Consider the following 220-nt stretch of genomic DNA (forward strand, 5'->3'; position numbering starts at 1 on the left):
CCGAACGCGGCCCGCCCCAGCCCCTCTCCCGGAGGGAGAGGGGTGACTCGCGCTGGCGAGGCACGAAGCATCCTGAAGCCCACACGGGCCTGATACCAGGCAGGCAAGGTGAGTCAGCGACTACGCCCCTTCAGGAGGCCGAGCGGAATCGTTGTGTAGGGGGACGAGCGGCATGGATGCCGCGAGAGGCGTGTGGGGCCATGGATGGCCCCTCTCGCCG

Origin of the sequence: Pseudomonas sp. BN415 (assembly GCF_029871195.1) — a bacterium.
GTDB lineage: Bacteria > Pseudomonadota > Gammaproteobacteria > Pseudomonadales > Pseudomonadaceae > Metapseudomonas > Metapseudomonas resinovorans.